This window comes from Octadecabacter arcticus 238 (assembly GCF_000155735.2).
GTDB lineage: Bacteria > Pseudomonadota > Alphaproteobacteria > Rhodobacterales > Rhodobacteraceae > Octadecabacter > Octadecabacter arcticus.
The window spans coordinates 333593-352887 of record NC_020908.1; the positions used below are offsets into that span (position 1 = coordinate 333593).

23 protein-coding genes are annotated in these 19295 nt (G+C 55.2%); 16 read left to right on the forward strand and 7 right to left on the reverse strand.

What is annotated here, in order from left to right; all coding sequences use genetic code 11:
• Window positions 1-12: 12 nt before the first annotated feature.
• Both OA238_RS01750 and OA238_RS32440 read right to left on the reverse strand, forming a co-directional pair.
• Window positions 13-1413: a selenium-binding protein SBP56-related protein gene (locus OA238_RS01750; protein WP_015493818.1), complete on the reverse strand. Its 1401-nt coding sequence runs from the start codon at window positions 1411-1413 to the stop codon at window positions 13-15.
• Between the two features lie 200 nt (window positions 1414-1613).
• Complete coding sequence (locus tag OA238_RS32440; RefSeq protein ID WP_187293129.1) at window positions 1614-1754, reverse strand: hypothetical protein; 141 nt, start codon at window positions 1752-1754, stop codon at window positions 1614-1616.
• Window positions 1755-2050: 296 nt separating this feature from the next.
• On the opposite strand from OA238_RS32440, the gene OA238_RS01760 reads away from it, so the two are divergent.
• The 3 genes from OA238_RS01760 to OA238_RS01770 all read left to right on the forward strand — a co-directional run bounded on the left by OA238_RS01760 (window position 2051) and on the right by OA238_RS01770 (window position 4314).
• Window positions 2051-3298, forward strand: a complete 1248-nt coding sequence (locus tag OA238_RS01760; RefSeq protein WP_015493820.1) for an IS256-like element ISOan6 family transposase — start codon at window positions 2051-2053, stop codon at window positions 3296-3298.
• Window positions 3299-3476: 178 nt separating this feature from the next.
• On the forward strand, window positions 3477-3896 hold the full coding sequence (gene tnpA, locus OA238_RS01765) for an IS200/IS605 family transposase (protein ID WP_015494575.1): 420 nt from the start codon (window positions 3477-3479) through the stop codon (window positions 3894-3896).
• Window positions 3823-4314 (forward strand): type II secretion system F family protein, encoded by a 492-nt coding sequence (locus OA238_RS01770; RefSeq protein ID WP_083906617.1) that lies wholly within the window; start codon window positions 3823-3825, stop codon window positions 4312-4314. Before tnpA ends, OA238_RS01770 begins: the two co-directional genes overlap by 74 nt.
• Window positions 4315-4497: 183 nt before the next feature.
• Here OA238_RS01770 and OA238_RS01775 read toward each other — a convergent pair whose 3' ends face one another.
• Window positions 4498-4797, reverse strand: coding sequence for a hypothetical protein (locus tag OA238_RS01775; protein WP_044036114.1), 300 nt, complete (start codon window positions 4795-4797; stop codon window positions 4498-4500).
• A gap of 97 nt (window positions 4798-4894) precedes the next feature.
• Between OA238_RS01775 and OA238_RS31180 the strand changes: the two genes are divergently transcribed.
• A complete protein-coding gene (locus tag OA238_RS31180; RefSeq protein WP_015493821.1) occupies window positions 4895-5389 on the forward strand; it encodes a transposase in 495 nt (164 codons plus the stop codon).
• A gap of 105 nt (window positions 5390-5494) precedes the next feature.
• Here the strand turns inward: OA238_RS31180 and OA238_RS01785 are convergent.
• Window positions 5495-6987, reverse strand: a protein-coding gene (locus OA238_RS01785) for an IS3 family transposase (RefSeq protein WP_085982719.1) whose coding sequence is annotated in 2 segments (ribosomal slippage) — window positions 5495-6537 and window positions 6537-6987 — 1494 coding nt in all. Because the reading frame shifts where the segments join, the coding sequence is not laid out codon by codon here.
• 45 nt (window positions 6988-7032) lie between these two features.
• Between OA238_RS01785 and OA238_RS01795 the strand changes: the two genes are divergently transcribed.
• From OA238_RS01795 to OA238_RS01835, 9 genes are all read left to right on the forward strand, one after another.
• Window positions 7033-8055, forward strand: coding sequence for an IS3 family transposase (locus OA238_RS01795; RefSeq protein WP_051076357.1), 1023 nt, complete (start codon window positions 7033-7035; stop codon window positions 8053-8055).
• A 355-nt stretch (window positions 8056-8410) separates the two neighbouring features.
• On the forward strand, window positions 8411-9217 hold the full coding sequence (locus OA238_RS01800) for an urease accessory protein UreD (RefSeq protein WP_015493822.1): 807 nt from the start codon (window positions 8411-8413) through the stop codon (window positions 9215-9217).
• Complete coding sequence (locus OA238_RS01805) at window positions 9218-9520, forward strand: urease subunit gamma (RefSeq protein ID WP_015493823.1); 303 nt, start codon at window positions 9218-9220, stop codon at window positions 9518-9520.
• 9 nt (window positions 9521-9529) lie between these two features.
• Window positions 9530-9835: an urease subunit beta gene (locus OA238_RS01810; RefSeq protein WP_015493824.1), complete on the forward strand. Its 306-nt coding sequence runs from the start codon at window positions 9530-9532 to the stop codon at window positions 9833-9835.
• Window positions 9836-11545: an urease subunit alpha gene (gene ureC, locus OA238_RS01815; RefSeq protein ID WP_015493825.1), complete on the forward strand. Its 1710-nt coding sequence runs from the start codon at window positions 9836-9838 to the stop codon at window positions 11543-11545.
• Window positions 11546-11554: 9 nt separating this feature from the next.
• Window positions 11555-12004 carry an urease accessory protein UreE gene (locus tag OA238_RS01820; protein ID WP_015493826.1) on the forward strand — a complete coding sequence of 150 codons (450 nt, stop codon included), beginning with the start codon at window positions 11555-11557 and terminating at the stop codon, window positions 12002-12004.
• Window positions 11994-12632, forward strand: coding sequence for an urease accessory protein UreF (locus OA238_RS01825; RefSeq protein WP_015493827.1), 639 nt, complete (start codon window positions 11994-11996; stop codon window positions 12630-12632). The genes OA238_RS01820 and OA238_RS01825 overlap by 11 nt, the downstream gene beginning before the upstream one ends.
• Window positions 12629-13243, forward strand: a complete 615-nt coding sequence (ureG, locus tag OA238_RS01830; protein WP_015493828.1) for an urease accessory protein UreG — start codon at window positions 12629-12631, stop codon at window positions 13241-13243. Before OA238_RS01825 ends, ureG begins: the two co-directional genes overlap by 4 nt.
• Before the next feature lie 98 nt (window positions 13244-13341).
• The gene (locus OA238_RS01835; RefSeq protein WP_015493829.1) at window positions 13342-13854 is read left to right on the forward strand and encodes a hypothetical protein; all 513 of its coding nucleotides are present in this window, start codon (window positions 13342-13344) and stop codon (window positions 13852-13854) included.
• A gap of 18 nt (window positions 13855-13872) precedes the next feature.
• On the opposite strand, the gene cueR is transcribed toward OA238_RS01835, so the two are convergent.
• Window positions 13873-14265, reverse strand: coding sequence for a Cu(I)-responsive transcriptional regulator (cueR, locus tag OA238_RS01840; RefSeq protein ID WP_015493830.1), 393 nt, complete (start codon window positions 14263-14265; stop codon window positions 13873-13875).
• A complete protein-coding gene (locus tag OA238_RS01845; RefSeq protein ID WP_044036117.1) occupies window positions 14262-16754 on the reverse strand; it encodes a heavy metal translocating P-type ATPase in 2493 nt (830 codons plus the stop codon). The genes cueR and OA238_RS01845 overlap by 4 nt, the downstream gene beginning before the upstream one ends.
• Before the next feature lie 144 nt (window positions 16755-16898).
• Between OA238_RS01845 and OA238_RS01850 the strand changes: the two genes are divergently transcribed.
• Window positions 16899-17111: a heavy-metal-associated domain-containing protein gene (locus tag OA238_RS01850; RefSeq protein WP_044036118.1), complete on the forward strand. Its 213-nt coding sequence runs from the start codon at window positions 16899-16901 to the stop codon at window positions 17109-17111.
• A 5-nt stretch (window positions 17112-17116) separates the two neighbouring features.
• Here OA238_RS01850 and OA238_RS01855 read toward each other — a convergent pair whose 3' ends face one another.
• Window positions 17117-17602, reverse strand: coding sequence for a c-type cytochrome (locus OA238_RS01855; RefSeq protein WP_015493832.1), 486 nt, complete (start codon window positions 17600-17602; stop codon window positions 17117-17119).
• 495 nt (window positions 17603-18097) lie between these two features.
• Between OA238_RS01855 and OA238_RS01865 the strand changes: the two genes are divergently transcribed.
• Entirely contained in the window at window positions 18098-18775 is a 678-nt protein-coding gene (locus tag OA238_RS01865) for a TVP38/TMEM64 family protein (protein ID WP_015493833.1), read from the forward strand.
• Window positions 18776-18992: 217 nt separating this feature from the next.
• Entirely contained in the window at window positions 18993-19289 is a 297-nt protein-coding gene (locus OA238_RS28550; protein ID WP_015493834.1) for a hypothetical protein, read from the forward strand.
• Window positions 19290-19295 lie beyond the last annotated feature (6 nt).

A 19295-nucleotide genomic window follows, 5' to 3' on the forward strand; every position in this document is an offset into this window, starting at 1 on the left:
AACCGCCTTCATTCAGACTGACGGGTAGCAGAAGCTGTCGGTCGAACAATCCCCGCCTTCAAGCCGGATTTGATGTGATCGCAGGCCTTTGGGGAAGTCGATGTAGAAGTCCTTGTTCAACGTCAGCCCGCCGTTTTCACCGACATCAGCCATGACCATCTGCCCGCCTTCGTCGTTGGGATAGAATTGGTCATCCCACGTCGAATAAAGCGAATTGGTCCAATAGACACGTTTACCGTCACGGCTGATTTCGACCATTTGCGGCCCGTAGGCAAAATCCTTGCCGTTGGGGTGTTTGGTGTCTGTGACGATCCCGCCCAGTTCAACCTTGCCAGCAAGAACAGGGTTCATCGGGTCGGTCACATCGTATTGATGCATCTCTCCCAAGCCCCAACAGGCGACATAGAGGTATTTGTCATCAAGGCTCAGATCGATGTCCGTGACCAACGGCGGTACTGCACCAAAGCCCTTAAGCAGTTCGGGAAGATCGTCGGCATCGGCCGGAACAGGATCGATTGTGATCGTCTTTTTGGACTGCCAAACGCCGTCATCATCGCGCCACCACGTAAAGATCGCACCTTGCAAATTGGTGGTATCTACAACGACACCGCAGAAGCCATATGACTGGGTTGGATCATGCGCGGGGCGAATTTCCAGCGCCATTTGGTATTGTTCGCCGAAGTCCATCGTCTGGATGTTTTTGCGCGCGCGCAAATCCCAGAAGTGGATGGAGTGGCCGTATTTGTTGGACAAAAGATCCTCTGGCACGATGCCGTTTTCGAACTGCGGCGGCAGACCCCATTCGGAACTGACCATGTAATCCTGCGGCAGGTTCCACCAGAAATCATAGTGTTTGTCCTGTTTGCCACGATCCATTTCGTACTGGCCGATGATCTCAAACGTTTCGCAATCCATAATAAAGATACCGGGGGGGCCGTCGGTGCCGTCTTTGCCGCCGCCACCAAGACAGGACACGTAGATACCTTCTGGTCCGCAATGGATTGTGTGAGGGCGTGAATATCCGGTCTTGCTGAACAGCTCTTCTGGTTCGATGGTTTTGTGGATGTGCGCTTTCAGCGGTTCCTTCACATCGATGATGTAGATGCGCGATGACCGGATGCCCGGCACGATTAGATATCGACGTTCAAGGAATGCGTGACCCGACAGCGGAGACAACGAAGACGAACAGGCGTTCCAGCCAAAGTGGTGAAATTCGTCGCCTTTGTTGGGTACGATCACTTGGTGTACAATTTCGCCGTAGGTGTCGGAGCCTAGTTTAAGGTCAATGACGGCAATCCCATCAGATTGTGACCCGTCTGGGCTGAGCATGACTGTAAATGCGTAATTTTCGACGGCGGCTTCCATCGCCAATTTAGGTGATGCGTGAAATGTTGGATCAGGTCTTAGGTTCATGTCTTTCCTCCCAGATAAAAAATGAATGCCCTGTTCGGGTCTGTTGGTATTGGGCCTTCCTCGGCCATGGAATCTGCTATTCGTTACAGTCTGCTAGGATTCAAAATCGGTCAATAAAAATAATATTGCTACGGCTGTAGCCATTATGAAGGCGCTCAGCGGGGTTTTGGTGCGTTAGAACGCGCCAATTGGCATCGCAATCACAGGTCGCCTTTTTGGGTTTCGGAGATTGATTGCAAGTGATGCAACACGCTGATCATCCCATCAAGGCCGGTCTTTGCATAGATGTGGCCCAAATGGGTCCGCATGGTCGCCATCGACGTGTCCAAGATTTCAATCATGTCCTTGGGCCGCAACCCCTCAGAAATCAGATGACAGATACGCACTTCTGTACGGGTCAAGTTATAGGGATTGTTGCGGTGCAAAGTACTGTCGGTTAACTCAATTCGGACCTGACCTACATGGGCGGCGAAGCCCGTTTCACGTGCACCCCAAAATGCCGCAAGGAACGGTGCAACTTCACCAAATGTACGGGAGCTATGACTGAATCTGGTGTTTGAATGGTTTGAAGGTTGGCGGCGTATCTGGTTGAATTGTTGTTGGAAGACAGCAGCCCAACCAAAGGAGATACACCACCATGGGAACTACTAACATTGTTGATTTTGCGCGTCGAGACGAGATGACGGACGCGTTGACGGAGTTGCTGAAAACGGGAGCACAACAATTGATCGCGACAGCAGTTGAGGCTGAGCTTGTCAGTTATTTGGCGCAATTTACCGGCTTACGCACCGATGCCGGTCACGCGGCAGTCGTGCGTAATGGACATCATCCGGCCCGCCCGTTTCAAACGGGCATTGGCCCTGTGAGCGTGCGCATTCCAAAGGTTCGGTCCAAGGACGGCACACCGGTGACATTCCGGTCTGCCCTGGTGCCGCCCTATGTGCGCCGCACGAAGACGCTGGAAGCGGCCTTGCCATGGCTTTACCTCAAAGGGATCTCCAGCGGCGAGATGGCTCCCGCCCTCAAGGTTCTTCTGGGCCCAGATGCCGTTGGCTTGTCGGCTAATACGGTTTCGCGTTTAAAACGCGATTGGGCCAATGAATACGAGGCTTGGAAAGGCGCTGAGTTAGATGACGAGCCCATCGTCTATATCTGGGCCGACGGCGTTCACAGCGGCCTTCGGGGCGAGGATGACAAGCTCTGTGCCCTTGTTATTATTGGGGTAACTGCCCGTGGCAAGAAGCGATTTCTGGCAATTGAGGATGGGGTGCGCGAGTCCACGCAGAGCTGGCGCGAGGTTCTGCTTAACCTCAAAAGCCGAGGCATGAATGCGCCCAAACTGACCATCGGGGACGGTGCCATGGGGTTTTGGGCGGCCATGGACGAAGTCTATCCTGAGACCCGCCATCAACGCTGTTGGCAACACAAAACGATGAACGTGCTCAATTGTTTACCCAAGCTGTCTCAGCCAAAAGCCAAGGCCGCGCTGCACGACATCTGGCAGGCCGAGACCAAAGTCGATGCAGAAAAGGCGTTCGATCTGTTCATCAAAACCTACGAACCCAAATACCCCAAGGCCACACTATGCCTGCAAAAAGATCGTGAGGAACTCATGGCATTCTTCGACTTCCCGGCGCAGCATTGGCAAAGCATCCGCACTAGCAATCCAATTGAATCGGCCTTCGCGACGATCCGGCATCGTACCAAGCGTTCAAAGGGCTGCCTGTCACGCGATGGCATGCTGCACATGATGTTCAAACTGGGGCAATGTGCTGAGCAAAATTGGAGGAAGCTACGCGGCTTTGACTACCTCGCAAAAGTCATCACAGGCGTCACGTTCAAAGACGGAATCGAAACCACAAACCCCGACCAGATCACCGCATGACCAACAATACTCAAACACCAGATTTGACAATAACTCACGCCCTCGATTTACTTTCCACAAACGGGATTAAAGCCCCCGGCTTCCAGCCGGTCCGCTTTAGCGTAATGTACTATAATCTTCCCTCTCATTTTTAAGACCCCGCGAAGCGGTAAGGGTCTTAAAAATGAGAGGGAAGGTTATGATCTATTCCACAGGAAGCCATACCAAATTTTATCACCGATTTCACGTCGTCTGGACAACAAAATACCGATACAAAGTTATGCGCGGTGAAATGCGTGAGCGTATCCGTGAAATCATTATCCAAACATGCCAAGAACTTGGCGTGCATATTGAGACGGGCGTATTGTCGACCGATCACGTCCACATGTTCATATCGGTCCCGCCTCAGATAGCATTGTCAAAGGTGATGATGCGGATCAAGGGACGCTCGTCTTATAAGATACAGCGCGAGTTTCCTGAACTGCGCAAACGGTACTGGGGCCAGCGGTTTTGGGCTCGCGGATTTTTCTCAACAACTAGCGGCAATGTCACTGACGCTGTCATACTTCAGTATCTTGAATTACATTCAAAAAGGGAACCTACCGGCGTCAGCCGGTAGTCGTTCAGTGCAAATTTCAACCGAAGCAGGGCTTGCCTTTGACACCTCGATGACCCGCGTCGCCCAAAATCTTTCTATGGTCAATCCAGCGATCAGTGAAGAATTTTTGATGTGCCAAGCCGAAATTCTGGCGGGCCGGCACCGCGAACAAGCGCTGGTCGATATGGCCGAGCGGATCGGTGTCGAAGAAGTAAATTCATTCGTTGCACTGATTAGTCAGTCGATGGAATACGGAACCAGCATTTCCGCATCGATGAATGCCTACGCCATTGAAATGCGCGACGCCCGTGAGATTAAGGCGCAAGAGAAAGCCAACAAACTTCCGGTTCAGATGTCAGGCGTGATGGCATCAATGATGCTGCCCGCGTTGTTTCTGATCACATTGGGGCCCACGATCATCCGGTACATGCGGATGTAGGTTTCGCCTGATTGGGCTAATTAAGACAGAGTCTGGATATTTCCTTGATCGCGGCCCGTGATCCTGCAAGCTTGAAATCCAGTGGGGCGCGGTTGGCTATCCGAAAGCGCAGCGTGCTGCCGGAATTCATTGCGTCTTGAATGTCCGATGTCGGTTGCGCTGACATAAGTGTCGTTCAATCCGTTATAGACTGAAAAAATCGCCAAAGGATCGGCTATCAATCAGCATTTCAGCCATTGAAAACGGCGGCTGGGGCCGCATCATTGCTGGGCCGGCCATGATCATGACGTTACCGCAGCTTATGCCGAAGGCGTAGTTGCCGTCCTGCGTATCGATCCATGCGGTTGCTGGCGTGTAGCATTCTTCACCGCAATCGCCTTGTTCAGCTGGGGTGATGTACCAGGCATTTGCGTCCGCAATAGCGCAAGCTGGGAAAATCGCCGATGCAACGATCATGCGTATAACGGCCAGATAATTTGTCATAGTGAAACCCGTGTCTGTGGTACGCCCAGTGTGTCAGGGATGTTGTCCGCTGCTCTATTTTTCTCTAATTTTCAGGTGGGCGGATTAGGACAATGACATGGGATATTCACTGGAACGAAAAGCAGCTGTGCTGAAGCGGATGCTTCCGCCGAACAACGTGGCCATTCGGCAGCTTTCGCGGGAGGAAGGCATTTCGGAAGCGACGCTTTTCTCCTGGCGTGCTCAGGCGCGCAACAAGGGGCAGCTTTTGCCTGACGCTGATGCGAGCCCTGAGGGCTGGTCTTCACGTGACAAGTTTGCGGCGGTGTTGGAAACTGCTGCGCTGAACGAGGCTGACCTAGCCGAATACTGCCGCAAACGCGGCCTTTACCCGGCGCAGATTGCCATGTGGCGAGTTGCTTGCGAGCAGGCCAACGACTGGGACCGCACGAGTGCAGCACGTCTTGTGCGTGCGACCAAGGAAGACAAGAAACGGATGAAAGATTTGGAACGCGAGCTTGCTCGCAAGGATCGCGCACTGGCCGAAACTGCAGCACTGCTTGTTCTGCGAAAAAAGGCCTCAGCGATCTGGGGGGACGAAGAGGACGCATGATCAGCACCCCAGATCGCCAAACCGCAGTTGCTCTGATCAATGAGGCCGTCACCGCAGGAGCTCTGCGGAACGTGTCAACGACTTTGAGACAGTGGCTTTTGGACTTTAGGCTTGGGTTTCTTCGGTTGGTTTTGGTGGGTTGATCCAGACGGCGGTCGGGATTTGAGGCGGTTTTGGTGGTTTGTGTACGAAGCGTTCGGGCGTGGCGAGGAATGCCGCGTCTAGTGTTGCTTGTCGCGCGGTGTAGATTTCTTGGGCCTGCCCAAAATGGATTTGGTCGGGCGTCATCAGACCAATCCCGGCGTGATGATGGTCTTGGTTATACCATGCAAAGAACCTGCGGCAGAATGCGCGAGCCTGCTCGATGGTTTCAAAGTTCTTGGGGAACTCTGGCTGATATTTCAGTGTTTTGAAGTGGGCTTCGGAGAACGGGTTGTCGTTTGAGGTGTGGGGCCGACTGTGGGACTTGAGCACACCAAGATCAACCAGCATCAGGGCTGTCGTCTTTGCCTTCATGGGCCCACCGCGATCTGCATGCAATGTCAGCTGATCGCGTGGAACCTCGTGTTTTTCCATCGCGTCGATGAACAGCTCTTTGAACTGGCTGGCGCTCTCCGCGTGCTCGACGCGCCAGCCAACAACGCGGCGGCTGAAGATGTCGAGGATGACATAGAGATAGAAGTAGGACCATTTCACCGGGCCCCTCAGCTTGGTGATGTCCCAAGACCAGACCTGATTGGGGGCTTCAGCTAGAAGTTCAGGCTTTTGATAGACGGGATGTGTGCGCTGTCGGCGGCGTTCGCCAACTTCGCCCTGCGCGGCCAATATCCGATACATCGTGCGGATTGAACACAGATAGGTGCCTTCATCCAGCAAGGTGGCAAAGACCTCTGTGGGCGTCTGATCCGCAAAGCGGGGTTCGCGCAGGTGGTGCAATACCTGGTCTCTTTCCCTTTCCGGCAGAGCCCGCGAAGACGCTGCGCGCGGTGGGCGTGTGCGTGGTGGTGCCGTCAGCGCCGCACGCTGTCGAAGAACGCTCGCGCGCGATAATGATAGCGCGGCGCAGACAGCCGAGGTCAAGCCGCTGCCGGTGGGCAATGCAATCGCGACGGCCATCATGATTTGCCGCTGCGCTCTTGCGTCTGCTCCATCTCGTCCAGAAGTCCCGCCACTTTTTTTTGGATGGCAATGATGGCTTCCGCCTGATCCAGACGGCGCCGCAAGGCTGTCACCTCACGGTTGGCCTTGGCCAGCTCAGCTTGCAATGGATTGGCAGGTGCCTTTTGTGGGCCACGGCGCATTGGCTGCAATGCACCCAATGTGCCGGCCGCCCGCGCACGGCGCCAATCGGTCAGTGCAGAGGAATAAAGCCCCTCCCGCCGTAGAATGGCGGAAACCCCGCCAGTGTCTGCCACTTGGTCCGTCTCATCCAGAATGCGCAGTTTGTATTTGGCTGTGAAGTTGCGTCGCTTCGGGATGCTCGTCAGTTCCGCTGTGGGAGCCAACGGCGCATTAACAACGCGGGGAGGCGACGTCGGGGCCAAAACGGCTCCAGATCCAGCATCTGGCGAAAGTGGTGATTGTGAAGGCATAACCATGGGTTCGTTCTCCTACGCCCTCAAGTGTAAACTTTAGCCAGTCAATTGTCTCACGCTTATTGGCACGGAGGGAGGCGCGCCAAAGCCTGTTCCGAGTTGGAAATCAGCGAACGCACTCTGCGGCGCTGGACAAAAGACGGTGAGGTTCGCCCTGATCAACGCCCCCTCGTGCCGCGTGCGGAGCCAGCAAACGCATTGAGTGCCGCTGAACGTGCGGCTGTTCTCGATGTCTGTAATTCAAAGGAGTTCTCTAGCCTTCCTCCAAGTCAGATTGTGCCAAAGCTAGCAGATCGGGGGCAGTATCTAGCCTCGGAATCGAGTTTCTACCGCATTTTGCGCGCCAATGGATTGCAGCATCACCGGGGTCGAGCCAAGTCCCCAGTCAAGCGTAAGAAGCCCACAAGCTATCAGGCATGCGCGCCCTGTGAGGTCTGGACCTGGGACATTACCTGGATGCCGGGACCTGTCGCAGGCATGTTCTTTTATCTGTATCTGATCGTGGACATCTTCAGCCGGAAGATCGTGTGCTGGGAGGTCCATGAGCGTGAAAGTGCGGATCTGGCTGCCATTCTGATCCGGCAAGCAGTGCTAGCGGAGGGCTGTCAGTTGCGCCCCTTGGTTCTGCACGCTGACAACGGCAGTCCTATGAAGGGCGCCACGATGAAGGTGACGATGGAAAAACTAGGGATCACGGCCTCCTACAGTCGCCCTCGCGTAAGCAACGACAACCCTTTCTCAGAGGCGTTGTTCCGAACCTGCAAATACCGCCCGGACTGGCCGACCAAGGGCTTTGCCACCAAGGCGGATGCTCAAACCTGGGTCCAAACCTTCGCTGGTTGGTACAATAGTGAACACCTGCACAGCGCCATCCGCTTCGTCACGCCGAATGCGCGCCACGCAGGTCATGATCGTGCAACGCTCACAAATCGTGCCAATCTCTATGCAACTGCTCGCGCGCAAAACCCGCAACGCTGGTCAGGAAAAACCCGAAACTGGCAACCAGCAGGACCCGTCTGGCTGAACCCAGAAAACGAAATCAGCGCCTCTGAAATCAGAGACGCTGCATGAAATCGGCGGACAACACCTTTGACAAACACCGTAAGTTGTCGATCTGCGTCTATTACTTGAACCATGTTCTTGCCGCGCGCGGGGACAAGTTACAAGTACTCCTCCGGTCGGTTTTTATGGCAACGGGCGCTGGGGGTCTGGTTGCTTGAACTGAGGCGTGGGCAATTTGGCCCAATGTTCACAAAATGCCTAATTTTCATCACGATAGATTGTTTATTGTGCAGGCGATGCTTTCCGGGGCGGATTCTGGCGGTGTGCGCTGGCGTTCAGCTCTAGCGCTAATTTAGCGTCACACATCACCAACTTCTTTAAGGAAGCCGCAATCAATACTCAGGCGCGACCCCAAAACTGGAATATGACCAGCGCGCAACCACGGGCGCGCGGCGCTGTAAGGCTGTCCGTCAAGGCCACCGAATTTGGGACTGGCATACGAAACCTGCGCCAATCTGGATCGTCCAAAGCGGTATTTCCGCGGAGCCGCACGACGGGCATTGAGGCAGTGTTGGTGAACACCGCCGGCGGCGTGACGGGGGGCGATGCTTTTGAAACCGACATTTGCTGCGAAAGCCAAACGCGGCTGACAGTTGCGACGCAAGCGGCTGAACGTGCTTACCGTGCGCAACGTGGTGAGATTGCCCAAGTCAGCAACCGCCTTGAATTGCGTGGCAACGCCCGTTTGGATTGGCTGCCGCAAGAAACGATCCTATTCGACAATTGTGCATTTGAACGCACGCTTCGGGTTGCAATGGATGCGCAGTCAACGCTGCTTTTGGTCGAACCTATCGTGTTTGGACGGGCGGCGATGGGGGAAACCTTGGGGCAATGTCACTTCAAAGACCGGATCGAAATTTTCCGCGATGGCCGTCCGTTATTCGTAGATTCCATGGCGTTGGCGGGGGATGCTGCCACGCATCTGGCGCGCCCGAACATTGCTGGCGGGGCAGGTGCGATGGCGTCGGTGATCTATGTGTCAGCAGACGCTGAAACCCATCTCAGCCAAGTTCGCGCAATTTTGTCAGACACATCTGGCGCGAGCATGGTCCGCGATCAGCTTTTGTATATTCGCGTGTTGGCGCCCGACAGTTTCGAGCTGCGAAGATCATTGATGCCAATCCTCGAATGCCTGAACAATTCCTCACTCCCTCGATCTTGGATGCTCTAAATGCAACTTACCCCGCGTGAAAAAGACAAATTGCTGATCTCAATGGCGGCCGAAGTGGCCCGAAAACGGCTGTCCCGTGGGGTCAAGCTTAACCACCCCGAAGCGATTGCGTTAATAACGGATGCGGTGGTTGAGGGGGCGCGGGACGGTCGTTCTGTTGCCGACATGATGGAGGCAGGTGCCCATGTCATCACCCGCGAGCAGTGCATGGAAGGCATCCCCGAAATGATCCACGACATTCAGGTCGAAGCGACGTTCCCCGATGGAACCAAGCTGGTCACCGTCCACAATCCCATTCGTTAGAGGTTTGCTATGATACCCGGAGAACTGATGCCTGCCAGCGGCACAATCACACTGAATGAAGGCCGTGAGGCGATCACGCTGATGGTTGCCAACACGGGCGATCGGCCTGTTCAAGTCGGCAGCCATTATCATTTCGGAGAGGCCAACAGCGCGCTTGATTTTGATCGCGACGCAGGGCGCGGCATGCGATTGGATATCGCTGCGGGCACTGCCGTTCGGTTTGAACCTGGACAACGACGGGAGGTCCAGCTGATCGCGATTGGCGGGCTGCGACGGATTTTCGGGTTTAACCAGCAGGTTATGGGGGGTCTTTGAATGGCAACGAAAATCGCACGTGCGGATTATGCTGCAATGTTTGGCCCCACAACAGGCGATAAGCTGCGGCTGGCGGATACCGATCTGATTATTGAGGTCGAGCGTGACCTGACGACCTACGGCGAAGAAGTGAAGTTTGGCGGTGGCAAAGTCATTCGTGATGGTATGGGGCAAGCCCAGACCACGCGCGCGCAAGGTGCCGTTGATACGGTCATCACCAACGCTCTGATTATCGATCATTCCGGAATTTACAAAGCTGATGTCGGCTTGAAAGATGGCCGTATCCACAAGATCGGCAAGGCTGGAAATCCTGACACGCAGCCGAACGTCGATATCATCGTCGGTCCAGGAACCGAGGTCATTGCGGGCGAGGGACGCATCCTGACAGCAGGTGGATTTGATTCACACATCCACTTTATCTGTCCGCAGCAAATGGAAGACTCGCTACATTCCGGCGTCACCACTTGTTTTGGCGGCGGCACCGGGCCTGCGCACGGCACGCTGGCCACCACCTGCACACCGGGGCCATGGCACATAGGGCGCATGCTGCAATCGTTTGACGGCATCCCGATGAACCTTGGTCTGTCTGGCAAAGGCAACGCCAGCCAGCCCGCCGCCTTGGTCGAAATGGTCAATGCGGGCGCTTGTTCGCTAAAGCTGCATGAAGATTGGGGAACCACGCCCGGCGCGATTGATTGTTGTCTGTCGGTTGCTGATGACATGGACGTTCAGGTGATGATCCACACGGACACGTTGAACGAATCCGGATTTGTCGAAAACACTGTTGCGGCCATCAAAGGGCGCACGATCCATGCCTTCCATACCGAGGGTGCTGGTGGCGGTCATGCGCCCGATATCATCAAGATCTGTGGCATGGAAAATGTCCTGCCATCGTCCACCAACCCGACGCGGCCTTTCACTGTGAACACGCTCGAAGAACACCTCGACATGTTGATGGTATGTCATCACCTCGACAAATCCATCCCCGAAGATGTGGCGTTCGCCGAAAGCCGCATCCGGCGCGAAACAATCGCCGCCGAAGATATCTTGCATGACATGGGCGCGTTTTCGATCATTGCGTCAGACAGTCAGGCAATGGGCCGCGTAGGCGAGGTTTTGATCCGCACATGGCAAACGGCCGACAAGATGAAAAAGCAACGTGGACGGCTGCCCGATGAGACAGGCGAGAACGACAATTTCCGCGTCCGCCGCTACATCGCCAAATACACGATCAATCCCGCCATCGCACACGGTGTGTCAAAGCACATCGGGTCCATTGCGGAAGGGAAGCGGGCCGATCTGGTGTTGTGGAGCCCTGCGTTTTTCGGCGTGAAACCCGAAATGATTTTGATGAACGGGATGATCGTTGCGGCCCAGATGGGCGATCCAAACGCATCGATCCCGACGCCGCAGCCTGTTTATTCACGCCCGATGTTTGGCACTTACGGGCGTGCCCTGCAGGAAACGTCGGTTTGTTTCGTGTCGGGCGCCGCGCAAGACGCCAATGTGCGCGACACGTTAGGTTTGGGAAAACAGACAGTGGCTGTGGAAAACACCCGCAACATTGGCAAAAAGGACCTGCTGCTGAATACGGCCACGCCCGAGGTTGAGGTGCATCCAGAGACCTACGAGGTTCGCGCGGATGGTGAATTGCTCACCTGCGAACCAGCCGAGGTTCTAGCGATGGCGCAACGATATTTTATGTTCTGAGGGGACACGATGCCGGATTTGGTAAGCCAGACAATCAAACGTCACGCACACGCCAAAGAGCCCGTGGGCTGCTGCACACTGACCTATCAGGGACGTTTCTTGCGCCGCAGGATGCTGTTGACGGACACAGGGCTGGCGTTTTTGGTCGACCTTGAACATACGGAATCCCTGAACCATGGCGACGCCTTTGTCCTGTCGGATGGCACCATGATTGAAGTGCTTGCCGCACATGAGCCGCTGATCGAAATTAAGGGCGACGATCTGGTGCGGATCGCGTGGCACATCGGAAATCGGCACACGCCTTGTCAGATTGAACCACGCCGTTTGTTGATCCAACCCGACCACGTCATTGAGGCACTGATGTTAAAAATTGGCGCGTCTGTGACCAAAGTGGTTGAACAGTTCATTCCCGAAGGCGGTGCATACGGCCACGGGCGGACCCATAGCCATGCCCACTGAAATGGCGGTTTTGACACTGGCGCAGTGGTTTTCACCTGCCTACCCGATTGGCTCGTTTGCTTATTCGCACGGGTTGGAATGGGCGATAGAAACCGGCGACGTGCACGACTCCGCGACGCTTTGCGCATGGGTTCGTGACGTGTTGGAATTCGGGTCTGGTCGCAACGATGCCCTGTTTTTGGCCGCCGCCTATGGCAGCGATGATCCGGGGCAAGTGAATGACATTTGCCGTGCGTTTGCACCGTCAAAAGAGCGGCTTAAGGAAACCGATCTGCAAGGTGCTGCGTTTGGCGAGATTACTTCGGCGATTTGGGGGCATGACCTGCCGCCGATGGCCTATCCGGTTGCTGTTGGATGGGCGGCGCGCTTGGATGAATTGCCTCTCTCCCTCACCAGCCAGATGTATCTGCAAAGCTTCGCAAGCGCGCTTATCAGCGTTGGCATGCGGTTGATCCCGCTGGGGCAACGCAAAGGTCATACGCTGATCCAAAGTTTGGCACCGCTTTGTGGCCGGATTTCAGAACAGACTGCCCATGGGGATTTGGATGCTCTGTCAGCGACGGCGTTCCTTCCAGACATCGCGTCGATGAAACACGAAACCCAATACTCAAAGGTTTTCAGAACATGACCACCCTAAACGGCCCTCTTCGCATCGGTATTGGCGGCCCTGTCGGCGCGGGTAAAACGACCCTTACGGCAGCACTTTGCACACTGTGGCGTGACACATATTCTGTCGGTGTCATCACCAACGACATCTACACTCAAGAAGATGCCGACGCCTTGGTGCGCATGCAGGTTCTGCCGTCTGACCGGATCATTGGCGTTGAAACTGGCGGCTGTCCGCATACGGCAATCCGCGAAGACGCATCAATTAATCTGGCGGCGATTGAAGAAATGAAAGACCGGCATCCGGACGTTGAGATTATTCTGATTGAGAGCGGCGGCGATAATCTGTCGGCGACATTCAGTCCCGAACTGGCCGACATCACCATTTATGTGATTGACGTTGCCGCGGGCGAAGAAATCCCGCGCAAAGGCGGCCCTGCGATCACCAAATCCGATATCCTCGTGATTAATAAAACGGACCTTGCGCCGCATGTCGGTGCCGACTTGAGTGTCATGGAACGGGATGCCAATTTGATGCGTCAAGGGCGCCCATTTGTGTTCAGTGCGTTGCGCCAAAACGTCGGCATTGAAGCAATTGCTGACTTGGCGTCTAAGGTTGGTGGATTGCGCTAACCCCAACGCTTGATGCCCCGAAACAAGATAAGCGCTCCTGCCACTATCATTTCTAGCCCTGTAGCTTAAGGGGGGTGGAAACCAATGGAGAATGGATCATGGCAAGTACACAGAGCGTACCTGAACTTGTTGCGGCGGCGCAGGCCAATGCCAAGATGCAAGAGGGTTGGATTGCGGAAACTCTGGTCCTGATGGGCGGGCAGCACGTGTCGGAGGCCCAAATTGAAGACCTGACCGCCGCGACTGTCGCGCTTGAACTGGCGGCGGTCGATATCTTATCTGTTTTTGAAGCACGGATGCAGCACCACTTTAAACGGGGCCCGTTTTCACGCAAATTGAAATCTATACTGGCGCAGGCCGGAAAAACCGACCTCGCCAATAGGATCCACCAATATTATCTGGCGATCAACGTGCTCAAGCATGGAACTGGCGCAAGTTACCGCGAATTGCTCAAGTCTCCGAGCCACCTTGTTGCCGTGAAGCCAGCCGGTGATGTCACCGCAGACGAGGCTGATGCCCCGGCAAGCCTTATAGACGTCACTTTGCCAGGCTTTTTTGATGGGCTGACCGAGACCATTCTTGAGGCCTACCGTTTCCTTGAGAAGAGATAGGGTCACGCGCGCTGCCCGTCATAGCGAATGAACATCCAAGGAATTCAGAATCGGGCAATTGGGCCGGTTATCGCCCGCACATGCGCCGATAAGATGCGTCAGCGTCGATTGCATGTCGACCAAGTCCGCGATCTTTTGTTCAATCTTGGTGAGGTGGTCGCGGGCAATGGATTTCACGTCCGCGCTGGATCGGTTCTGATCCTCGTATAGAGCAAGCAGGTTACGGCAGTCTTCGATGCTGAATCCAAGGGCACGGGCACGGCCCATAAACGTGAGCTTGTGAAGGTCTTGCTGGCGAAAAGCGCGGTAGCCGTTGGTATCGCGCAGCGGTTTGATAAGACCGATTTCTTCGTAGTAGCGGATGGTTTTTGCGGGCAGACCAGATCGGGTCGCAATTTCACCGATGTTCATGATGTGGCTCCGATTGGTGAAAGTGATGGTGACTGCTCCAAGAAATCTGTTTCAGTTAGGGCAGGTGTCACGCGGCGCAAGCGCAGGGCGTTTGACACCACAAACACCGAACTCAGCGCCATGGCCCCAGCCGCTAACATGGGCGACAGCAGGGTGCCTGTGATCGGGTAAAGCACACCCGCCGCAACGGGTAAAAGCGCCGCATTATAGGCAAAGGCCCAGAACAGGTTCTGACGGATATTGCGCATACTTGCCTGACTGATCTTGAGTGCGTTGACCGCCCCGACCAGATCGCCCGACATCAAAACAACGTCGGCGGCTTCGATTGCGACGTCCGTGCCTGTGCCAATCGCGATGCCGGTGTCGGCGGCCGCCAGTGCAGGCGCATCGTTGATACCGTCCCCGACAAAAGCGACCTTACCATGGGTTTCCCGTAGGGTTTGCACCGCCGCAACTTTGCCGTCTGGCATCACTTCTGCCACGACGTGTTCAATTCCGAGTTCGCGCGCGATTGCATGTGCAGTCACTGCGTTGTCACCCGTTATCATTGCGACCTTTAGGCCCATTGAACGCAGAGCAGAAATTGCTGCTGCAGTTGTCGGCTTGATCGGATCGGACACGCCAATCACGGCCGCGATCTTGCCGTCGATAGCCGCAAATAGCGGTGTCGCGCCAGTTTGGGCAAGCACATCTGCCGTCTGCGCGTATTCACCAAGATCGATGCCTTCTTGCGTCATGAACCTGTCAGCCCCGACCAGCACGGTCTTACCATCTGCAATCCCGCGCACGCCCATTCCGGTGACCGACGAAAATTCTATTACGTCCGCAAGATCATAGCCCGCCGCCGCGCGCACGATTGCACTGGCGATGGGGTGTTCGGATCGGGCCTCAAGCGCTGCAATCAACGGCAGCGCGGTTTCACGTGTCCAATCCAATGCTGTTTCCAGCGTGGTCAGTTCCGGTGCGCCAGCGGTCAGGGTGCCTGTCTTATCAAGGGCGATGACTTTGCTTTCCTGAAGGCTTTGCAGGGCATCGCCTTTGCGAAACAGCACGCCCATTTCTGCTGCGCGGCCTGTCCCGACCATGATGGATGTCGGGGTTGCCAGACCCATGGCACAGGGGCAGGCGATGATCAGAACCGAAACACCCGCGACCAGTGCCAAGCCTAAGGCGGGATCAGGGCCAAGGATCAGCCATGTCAAAACTGTCAGCGCTGATAATCCCATGACGATGGGCACGAACACGCCCGTGATCCGATCAACCATTGACTGAATCGGCAGTTTCGCGCCCTGCGCGTCTTCGACCATACGAATGATCTGGGACAACAATGTGTCAGCCCCAACAGCCGTGGCGCGATAGGTCAGCGCGCCGGTGCCGTTGATCGTGCCACCCACAACAGCGTCGTCAGCTCCTTTGGAAATGGGAACAGGTTCACCGGAAATCATGCTTTCGTCGATGAATGTTTGGCCATCAATGACGGTTCCATCGGTCGCAACCCGCGCACCGGGGCGCAGATGCAAGGTGTCACCTTCCATGACATCTGAAAGCGGCAGTTCGACGACCTTGCCGCCGCGTTCTACTAAAGCGGTCGCAGGCTGCAGGCCTACCAAGCGTTGGATCGCAGCCCCAGTGCGGCCCTTGGCCCGCGCCTCGAGCAAGCGGCCCAGAAGGATAAGCGTGACGATGACGCCCGCAGCTTCAAAGTAAACGCCAGCGGTGTCTTCGGGGAAAATGGACGGCGCTAACAATGCAAGGGTCGAAAAGGTCCAAGCCGCAAGAGTGCCCAGTGCCACCAATGAATTCATATCAGGGGCGCCGCGCAGCAGTGCCGGCAAGCCCTTTTTGTAGAACCGCCATCCCGGTCCGGCCATCACGATCGAGATCACAATGAACTGGAAAATCCAGCTGTTTTGCGTTCCGATTGTGCGCTCGACCCACATGTGCATGCCGGGAATGAAATGGCTGCCCATCTCAAGCAGGAACACAGGAAGCGTCAGCAAACCCGCGATCAGAGTCGCATGATACAGCGTCTGTTCTTCTTGTGCTTTGCGTTCGCTTTGCGACGAGTCGTCAGCCTTTGGAAGGGTGGTTTCATATCCCGCCTCTGTGACGGCCTGCGCGAGACTTTCGGGACGGATCGCACCATCCAGAAACGTGACGCTAGCTGTCTGGGTGGCGAGGTTTACTGAGGCGTCCAGCACGCCGGTCTGCGCCTTAAGGATGCGTTCGACCCGACCAACGCAGGATGCGCAGGTCATGCCGTCGACCTGCAATCGTGCCGTGGTCTCGCGGGCAGGGTACCCAGCGGCTGACAAGCGCTCAGCGATGTTTGGCAGCGCCGCCGCATCCGACGAAAAGGTTGCCGTTTCGGTCGCTAGGTTAACCGAGGCATCGGTTACGCCATCAATTTTACTGATCACCCGCTCAGCACGTCCCACGCAAGATGCGCAGGTCATTCCTGACAGGCTAAGGCGATGTGATGTGGTCATTTTCAAAGTCCAATTGTTTTGCGTCTGACCCCTTAGATAAGGCTTCCACTTGCTGGAAGGTCAAGTGCGCCACGAAAATATATGTTCTGCTTGACCTTCCCCCGCTGGAAACTTCTTAAATGTTGTCAAAATCAGGAGAGTCACATGAAATTCAACGTGCCCGATATGAGCTGTGGCCATTGCACAGCTTCGATCAAAACCGCCATCACCGCCCTGGATAAGGATGCGATGATGGATATTAATATTGATGCTAAGACAGTTGGTATCGAAAGCCAGAAATCTGCCGCCGAAATTATGGACGCGCTGGACCGGATCGGGTTTCCTGCGACGGCTATGGCAGCGTCAGATAAAACCTGAAGCGTTCAATTCTCTCGCAGTTGTTCGACTTCGGTTCGAGATTGCTGCATTTCTTGGACCCGATCCGGCCACGTGGATTTGATATAGGCGATAACGTTCCAGATCTGATCATCCGTCAGGGTGTCACCAAACCCCGGCATTGCGCTGTCAAATTCCAAGCCTTGCGCAGCCATCGCCGCCTGTCCGCCCAATTTGGTATAGTCGAACAATAGGCCGTCAGCGTGGTGCCACGTGTGTCCGGTCGTATCATGGGGCGGCGCAGGCAGGCGGCCATCGGTGCTAGGCGATTGCCAGTCTGACTGACCCTCAAGGTTGGCCCCATGACAGGCTGCACAATTTTCAGCGTATAGGAGTTCTCCATTCGCGATGTTGACGCTTGATGGTTGCATCGGCACCTGTGCGTCAGCGGGGCCATTCTGAATATTCAGAAAAGCAGCCGCGCCGATTCCGACAAAAAGGACAATTAGAATACTGACTGGTTTCATGCGCATAGGTTAATCCAAATTGTCTATCTTGCGGGCTAATGCGCCTGCATGTGTTGATGATAAGGCGATGGTGCAGGTGCGTTTTCGACCCAAACGAGGGCCCCGCGTCCAGCGGCATCGCCACTATTGTTGCAACGTGTCGGGCATTCCAGTGGGGGAAGGTCAAGCACGCTCATACGTCACATTCCTGTGAGTTCGAAACGCTTGACCGTCCAGCAAGGTAATATTGCAGTGTTCGAAACAAGACATTGCGCTGCTGCGATCTGCCCGAATTCAATTCCATGGGTTTGTTTTTTGTTAACGTCCTGTGAAACGCTGCACTGTCGTTGTAGGATGGTAGGGTATTTTATAGGTTTGCCGGTGAAAGTGTCATCAACGCCATTGCGCCCAAAAATCAGTGGCCGAGCGTATGACATTCCTAAGCCGAAAACCCTCATTGACGCATAGTCGTCCATTTCGCAGCGCTGAACTGCGAACAAATTGAAAGGCGTGCCACGTCCGATGAACAAGAAAAGTGCCATAGCCTCAGTTTTGGTCGTCGGGTTGGCAGTTGTTGCCTATTTGGGCTGGCAGGGGCCATTGGGCTTTGGTGATCTGGCTAAACCTGACGCCATAAAACAAATGGTTGCTGATTTTGGTGTTTTTGGTCCGTTGGCGGTCATCGCCCTTATGGTGCTGGCGGTCGTTATGACCCCCATTCCGAGCGCACCTATTGCTATGGCTGCAGGTGCTGTATTTGGCCAATTCGCCGGCGCGATCTATATCGTTATCGGCGCAGAAATCGGGGCGATCATTGCATTTTTTCTTGCGCGCGTTTTGGGGCGTGACGTTGTGCGGCGATGGTTTGGGTCCGGACTGGACAGGGGGCTTCTGGGATCACAAAACGCGCTCATGTTTGCTGTCTTTGCCAGCCGATTGATGCCATTCATATCGTTCGATCTGATGAGTTATGCCGCTGGATTGAGTGCGCTGAAATTCTGGCGCTTTGCCATCGCGACGGTCGCCGGGATCATCCCCGCAAGCCTGTTTCTCACTCATTTTGGCGGCGTTCTGGCGGATGGCGGTGGGATGAGCGTCCTTTGGGCGTCACTGGCGCTGGGTGGTGTGACTGGATTTCCGCTTTTGTATTTGGCGTGGCGATCACGAAGGCAGGCGCGCGTCGACGACCATGCCGACTGAGCGGCACGTATTTCCACGCAGCGCTGCATCGAACCAGCGCGTTCTGGCCGTGAAGTTTGGGTGGCTGACGCGGGCGCGGAAATTAACATATGCTTTGGACCCGTCCTAAGCTGGCCTAAGGTGCTACGTGCGTTTTTGAAGGACTAGCTTGGAACATCTAATCTGGTCACCGGAGCTTATATTGCTCGCCGTTCTGGGTTGTATTTTCATCTATTGATTGCTGACCAACGCCATTGCCAAGACGATTGTGACATTGCCGATCATCTTCATGGTTGTCGGGTATCTTTGTGCGCGCCCAATCCCAGCGCTGGCGGAACCCGAGGTTATGAATAAGGGCAAACGCCTGCTTGCCGAGATCACGTTGGTGCTGGTCCTGTTTTCAGACGCCAGCCGTGTTCGGTTCACGGCTCTGCGTCAAAATTTCAAAATTCCACTGGGTATGCTGGTCATCGGGATGCTGCTGACGATCGGGCTTGAGTTGATCGTCGCCTATGTTTTCAAACCCCGAAAGTGAGCTTGC